The following is a 6,238-nucleotide window of genomic DNA, read 5'->3' as shown; positions in this document are numbered from 1 at the left end:
GGATAAATATTTGAAGCGTCTTTTATAACTTCCATAGAATTAGCATTGGTAAGCTTTACGCAAGATTATAATTGACAATGCAATACAGGTTTACTGCTAAGCCTTGAATTCTTGTCTGTAAGGGTACTCCATTTAAGAGGATTTTGTCAAGCACTGGGTGCATCTCAGATAAGCTAATGAGTAGATATACTCAACACCTATGTGGGATGCGGTGGTGTTGTACCTGCCGGGGTTGGAAGCGGCGGTGCGGAAGCTCATTGACGAGGTGAAGCCATGAAGAAGAAACTGGCAGCCCAGACCGCCCGAAAACCGTAGTAAGATAACAAACGCCCATCAGTAAGCTGAGCCAAACCCCATGCGACTGTCCCAAATGCTCCTCGTCACCCTGCGCGAAGACCCCGCCGAGGCAGAAATCCCCAGCCATAAACTCCTGTTGCGGGCCGGTTACATCCGACGAGTCGCTAGTGGCGTGTACGCCTACCTCCCCCTGATGTGGCGCGTCTTGCAGAAGGTGTCCGCCATTGTCCGCGAGGAGATGAACGCCACCGGCGCCCAGGAATGTCTACTTCCCCAACTGCAACCCTCCGAATTATGGCAAGAGTCGGGACGCTGGGACACCTATACTAAGGCAGAAGGGATTATGTTCGCCCTCACCGATCGCCAAGGCCGGGATATGGGACTCGGCCCCACCCATGAAGAAGTCATTACCGCGATCGCCCGCGACTGTATCCAATCCTATCGCCAACTTCCCCTTCACCTCTATCAAATTCAAACCAAGTTCCGGGACGAAATTCGCCCCCGCTTCGGCTTGATGCGCGGCCGGGAGTTCATTATGAAGGATGGCTATTCCTTCCATACCGACGAGGACAGCCTCAAACAAACCTACGCTGATATGGACCAGGCCTATCGCAATATCATCCGTCGCTGTGGCTTAGCCTTCCAAGCCGTTGAAGCCGATTCTGGGGCCATTGGTGGGTCCGGTTCCCAAGAGTTTATGGTTCTGGCGGAGGCTGGGGAAGATGAAGTTCTCTATGTCGAGGATGGAAGTTACGCCGCCAACGTGGAAAAAGCGGTCTCGCTTCCCCCCGATGCTGAACCCTCGGCTTTCACCAGCTACGAGAAACGGGATACCCCCGACACCGCCACCATCGCCTCAGTCTGTGAGATGCTCAATTGTTCGCCAACTCAGGTGGTGAAAAATGTTCTCTATCAGGCGGTTTATGATACGGGACTTACGGTGTTGGTCTTGGTGAGTCTTCGTGGCGATCGCGATGTGAATGAAGTCAAACTGCAAAATGAACTGACTCGCCGCGCTGGAGATTATAAAGCCAACGCCCTGATGTCTCTGGAGGTTCCTGATGCCGAGGCGCAACAAAAATGGGCGGCAAAACCTCTCCCCCTCGGCTATATTGCCCCGGATTTAGGAGATGATTGGATTCAGCCCCAAAAACAGGTTCATCCTAAGTTTTTACGCTTAGGAGATAATACCGTAAAAGACTTGACAAACTTCGTGACAGGTGCTAATGAAACGGGCTATCACGTGGTGGGGGCCAATTGGGGCCAGTCCTTTACCTGTCCGCCTCTGCTGGATTTAGATAAGGCTATGGCGGGCGATCGCTGTCTCAAAAACCCCGAGTTCACCCTACAAACCGCCCGAGGCATTGAAGTAGGGCATATCTTCCAGTTGGGAACCAAGTATTCCCAAGCCCTGGGTGCAATGTTTACCGCTGAAAACGGGAAAGGGAATCCCCTGGTGATGGGCTGTTATGGAATTGGGGTATCTCGTTTAGCCCAATCGGCCGTGGAACAGTCTCATGATAAGGATGGCATTATTTGGAATCCGGCGATCGCCCCCTATCATGCCATCATTACCGTTCCCAATATCAATGTCGAAGAACAGATGCAGGTGGCCGAACAACTATACGAAGAACTCAACGCCGCCGGAGTGGAAACTCTCATAGACGATCGCAAAGAACGGGCCGGCGTGAAGTTCAAAGATGCCGATTTGATGGGGATTCCCTATCGCGTGGTTACCGGGCGGGCGATCGCCAACGGCAAGGTTGAAGTGGTACAACGGGCCACCCAGGAGAAACAAGAACTGGAGATTTCCCAAGTTGTCTCAACTCTGAGAACCTGGCTCGAAGCGAGTCAATCTTAAGATCGCAAACCCCGTCGGAACAGGGCAAGCCACCTGCTATCCCCTCCCAGGAGGGGTGCCCGGAGGGCGGGGTGGGTTTTTCCCTATTCCCTCTTGCCATCCCCTCTTGGGAGGGGTTAAGGGTGGGTTATGCCTCTTGCCTTCTTCTCCCCTGTTCCCTTCTTCTAAAACTCATAATTCTCATCTCCAACCCATAAACTGATGGGAACCGCATGAGCACCATTACTCACCTTAATTTGCACCACAAAGGCTTCAGGTTCATCAACTTGAATTTGGCGAATGTGATTGTTAATATCATTGCGTTGATCTTCGGGCATATAATAGCGTTCCAAGCCGTAGAGAATTTGCCAATTGCGGGCTTGTCCCTGGAGGGCAATTTGGGTCGCGGGGAGATTCTCGGGAGGCTCTGAACTGACGGCGACCGGAGTCCAGGGACGTGGCGGTTCGCCGGGATTGGCGACCTCGCTGGGTTCTTCGAGAATCACGTAAAAGTCGAAGGACTGCTGCGAGTAACCGTTCGGGGAATGAAACACCTCATCGCCGCCGGGAAGTTGCTCTAACACCTCTCGCCGAGAAATCTCATAACTGAGGGTTTGATAATAGCCCCGTAGAAAATCATAGGGGTCAACGGGAGCCGTTTGCAGGACAACGGGAGTCCCCGTCATAACAGTATGGGCATCACGAGCGGGAACCGCTAAAATGAGCAATCCTTGCAACAACAACGGTAACCAAAAACGCCATTGGGGAAGGCGACGTTTGCTCGATTGTGGCTGAAGTTGAGGTTCAGTTTCGGGGGACGTGGTAATTGTTGGCTGAGTCATGAGTTGTGTTCCTGGAGTTGCGGTGAGGAGAGTCGTTTGGTTTGCCCGATGTTGCGTTCAAACCAAAGTCCGGCCAAAATTACGCCAACGCCACAGGCGGCGAAGACGATCGCCTTGGTGACCAGGCCGGTGTTATATTCCAAGGTGCGCGTCATAATCCCGACAATGAGCAGGATCATACCGCTCCAAAAGCTGCGACGACTGCCCAGGGCCAGTCCATCTCGGATGGCGGCGATGGAGAGGACGAAAAAGAGAATGTTGAACAGTAATGGCCCGAGGACAACCAGGGGGGTGAGGTTTAAATGCACGTAAAGACTTCCCCCCGTCAGGAGTATCATGATGGCGATGACTCCGGTATTGAGCGATCGCTCCTGAGTGAGACTAAAATTGGCCAAACGACGGCCCAGTTTCAGCCACAGCCAGATGGCTAGGCTCGAACAGATGAGAAAATCGACCATCACATGAGTCACCCAGGAGAATCTGAACATCTCTGGAACCATTGAGATCGAGGCCCAGCCGTTGAATGAGAGAACGTAAAAAATAACAGCCAGCCAAATTAAGGCGATATTGCGGGCGATCGCCTGAAATGACGGTTCAATCCATTTTCGGGGAGATTGGGCGCTATAGCCCCATAGAAGCGCCGCTGGAAGTACGATCGCCACCTCTAGTTTCCAGTTGGCGATCGCTGTCAGGTTCATGAAAAATGACAGGCTAAACAGCAACGCCCCCAAACCAAATGTGACGCGAGAGCGGCTACGATGAGCGAGGGGTAGAAACAAAACCAGGCTCAACAGGGGCATATGAACGATCGCCAACTGATAGAATGACAGATCACTAACATTCATTGCGTCAATCGTCCCCCGTAGGTAGCCAAACCCCACTAAGAGCAGCGATAAAATACTCAAGGCCGGCATCGCCAAACTCAAGGCCATCAGCCAGACGGCGAATCCCCAAACCAAACAAAGTTGGTACAGTTCGCCGGTCTGGTGAAACATCTGGGAGACGAGAGAAATGTTAGCCCCTAACGTCAATCCTCCCAAAAGAAGTAAAGCCGCCCCCAGTTTTTTTAGGCCATTTTTAGCGGGCGATCGCCATAAATAAAAGCCAATTGTATTAATCGCCAAAAAGGTCACCATTAATAAAATGACCTTGACCTCGCGGCTCCAAACCGTCCAATTCGCCGCGACAAATGTAATCACCCCTAAGCCGAGAAGAATCCCTCCTAGACTAATCAGGATGGTCGTAAACTGACCGCGAGCCTGAGATTCAATCTCCTCAAACTCATAGCGATCAGCAAGTTTTCCGTATAGTTGGGCATCAATTAAGCCCTCATTCCACCATTGCTCCGACTCTTGACGAAGTTGGCGGCGAAATTTCTCCGAAGCCATATCAAACTGACTCCCGTTATAATCAGGTTGTCCTTAGCTTACGCTCAGATGACCGATATGACCCTCGGGAATAGACAGTTTCTTAATAGGAAAGAGAACGGAAAACAACTCAAAAACTGTCCCAAGCCGTTCCTAAAACATCCCTAAGAGGGAGATTGCATGAGGGGATTTTCGTTTTCATCGACTCGGGGAAGTCCTAAACTATAGTTGCGAACCGGCGCACCGAGGTTATAGCTGAGTTGCCCCTGTTGCAACATCGATCGCACAAAATGCTCCAAATCCGAGCCAATGCGGCGGATATTGTACTCGTTTAAATCCTGGCCCGCACTCGCGGCCACCAATTCCTCAAACTTGTCATACACCTGTTGCACCGTCTCATCAGTCCAAACCAGTTCATTGTCGGGATCGATGTCTAGGGTGAGTTTATCAGGGCTGGGGACAATATCTCTTCCTTCGATTTCAGCCGTAAAAATGCGAATGTGGCGGGTCGTGGATTTGAGCAGCACAGGTGAGATGGACATAGGACAACAAGTCGAACAACAAATAGAACAATAAACTGAATCGGCAAATTCACGGTAAAGACCGTCTGACAGCGGCTTGACTCGCGGATTGTACCGACATTGTAACGGTCTGTTGCCGATGCAGACAAGGTTTCTACCGTTTAGGGGAGGAGATCCGGCGAGACTCCTGCTAGGATTGAGGGCAGTAGTTGGTCATGGTTCAAAGAAAACGACGTGAAAGACCCGTTTGTGCGATCGCCTCGTCTGGTCGATCCAGCAGACAACATTGTTCAGCAGGCCCGCCAGGGAAGTATTGCCGCCATCGTTCAGGTGTTAAATGATAACCTGACCGATCTCGGTGTGCGGACTCGGGCCGTCTTTGCTGACGGTTGGCTGCAACTTCTGTGTGAGTCTCCCCAGGCGGACGGCCTGAAGATGGAAGAAGTGGTTGAGCGGATTCAAAGTATCCTCGAAAGTGTTTCTCCGCGCAACATTCGCCGCGTGAATGTCAACTGTCGAGTTGCACGAGAAGACCAACTGCTTTGGCTCGATGAAATCCGTCGCGATCCTGAAAATCAACTGTTATGGTCCGAGCCGATCTCGATTCGACGGCCTAATCTCTTCAAACGACTCCTAACCACTTGGCGAACTCCGACCGGCCCTCGTAAAGTCGCCTTACCTCGGCGGCTGCAACCCTCACAACCTCGTAACCCCGAGCGCGATCGCCAAACCTTGATTGGGGCGGTTATCGTTGTGATTGTATTGCTCCTCGGCGGCTTTTGGGCCTACCGAACCTGGATCGTATCTCTCCCGTCAGAGTCAACAGATATCCCTCCCCAGGAGCCAGAAACGCCCCAAACCGATCCTTCCCCGCCTCCCGCAACTCAGAGCGACCCCTTTGCTCAAGCGGTTAGTCTGGCAGAACAGGCCTCTCTTGCCGGACAAACGGCTCAAAGCCGCGCTGAATGGCTCGATTTAGCCGCCAAATGGCAACGGGCCGCTGATCTCATGGCTGAAGTTCCCTCCGATGATTCGCGCTACCCAACCGCTCGCGATCGCACCCAACTCTATCGCCAAAATAGTCGCGTGGCTCAACAACGCGCTGAACAAGTTGATCAGGCGACAGATTAGCTGTTCTTTAACTCGGCGGATCACTATTATCGCCGTTCTCCCCGTCTTCTGAATCAGTCTGGGGTGTCTCGGGAGTCTCTGTCTCGGAAGTTTCTGTCTCAGGAGTTTCTGTCTCAGGAGTTTCTGTCTCAGGAGTCTCTGTCTCAGAAGTCTCTGTCTCAGAGGTTTCTGTCTCAGAAGTTTCCGCCTCAGGAGTTTCTGTCTCAGAAGTCTCTGTCTCAGAGGTTTCTGTCTCAGAAG

Annotated in this window: 6 protein-coding genes; 2 read left to right on the top strand and 4 right to left on the bottom strand. The window is 52.1% G+C overall.

Annotated features, from left to right (window positions below; all coding sequences use genetic code 11):
- Positions 1-355: 355 nt before the first annotated feature.
- Positions 356-2,158 (top strand): proline--tRNA ligase, encoded by a 1,803-nt coding sequence (proS, locus tag R6U67_RS14940; protein WP_410253286.1) that lies wholly within the window; start codon positions 356-358, stop codon positions 2,156-2,158.
- A 164-nt stretch (positions 2,159-2,322) separates the two neighbouring features.
- Here proS and R6U67_RS14935 read toward each other — a convergent pair whose 3' ends face one another.
- The 3 genes from R6U67_RS14935 to R6U67_RS14925 form a co-directional block, all read right to left on the bottom strand.
- On the bottom strand, positions 2,323-2,979 hold the full coding sequence (locus tag R6U67_RS14935) for a GDYXXLXY domain-containing protein (protein WP_410253285.1): 657 nt from the start codon (positions 2,977-2,979) through the stop codon (positions 2,323-2,325).
- The gene (locus tag R6U67_RS14930) at positions 2,976-4,367 is read right to left on the bottom strand and encodes a DUF2157 domain-containing protein (RefSeq protein ID WP_410253284.1); all 1,392 of its coding nucleotides are present in this window, start codon (positions 4,365-4,367) and stop codon (positions 2,976-2,978) included. Before R6U67_RS14930 ends, R6U67_RS14935 begins: the two co-directional genes overlap by 4 nt.
- A 143-nt stretch (positions 4,368-4,510) precedes the next feature.
- On the bottom strand, positions 4,511-4,873 hold the full coding sequence (locus R6U67_RS14925; protein WP_410253287.1) for an NAD(P)H-quinone oxidoreductase subunit M: 363 nt from the start codon (positions 4,871-4,873) through the stop codon (positions 4,511-4,513).
- Positions 4,874-5,101: 228 nt separating this feature from the next.
- Here R6U67_RS14925 and R6U67_RS14920 point away from each other — a divergent pair, with 228 nt between their 5' ends.
- Positions 5,102-5,998, top strand: coding sequence for a hypothetical protein (locus R6U67_RS14920; protein WP_410253283.1), 897 nt, complete (start codon positions 5,102-5,104; stop codon positions 5,996-5,998).
- A 7-nt stretch (positions 5,999-6,005) separates the two neighbouring features.
- On the opposite strand, the gene R6U67_RS14915 is transcribed toward R6U67_RS14920, so the two are convergent.
- Positions 6,006-6,238: hypothetical protein (locus R6U67_RS14915; protein WP_410253282.1), on the bottom strand; the 233-nt coding region annotated here is incomplete at its 5' end.

Source organism: Sodalinema sp. (assembly GCF_046483825.1).
GTDB lineage: Bacteria > Cyanobacteriota > Cyanobacteriia > Cyanobacteriales > Geitlerinemataceae > Sodalinema.
This window is presented reverse-complemented; position numbering and strand designations above follow the sequence as displayed.

Coding starts and splice junctions, on each gene's coding strand:
- proS (WP_410253286.1), top strand. CDS start 356: ATGCGACTGTCCCAAATGCTCCTCGTCACCCTGCGCGAAGACCCCGCC.
- R6U67_RS14935 (WP_410253285.1), bottom strand. CDS start 2,979: ATGACTCAGCCAACAATTACCACGTCCCCCGAAACTGAACCTCAACTT.
- R6U67_RS14930 (WP_410253284.1), bottom strand. CDS start 4,367: ATGGCTTCGGAGAAATTTCGCCGCCAACTTCGTCAAGAGTCGGAGCAA.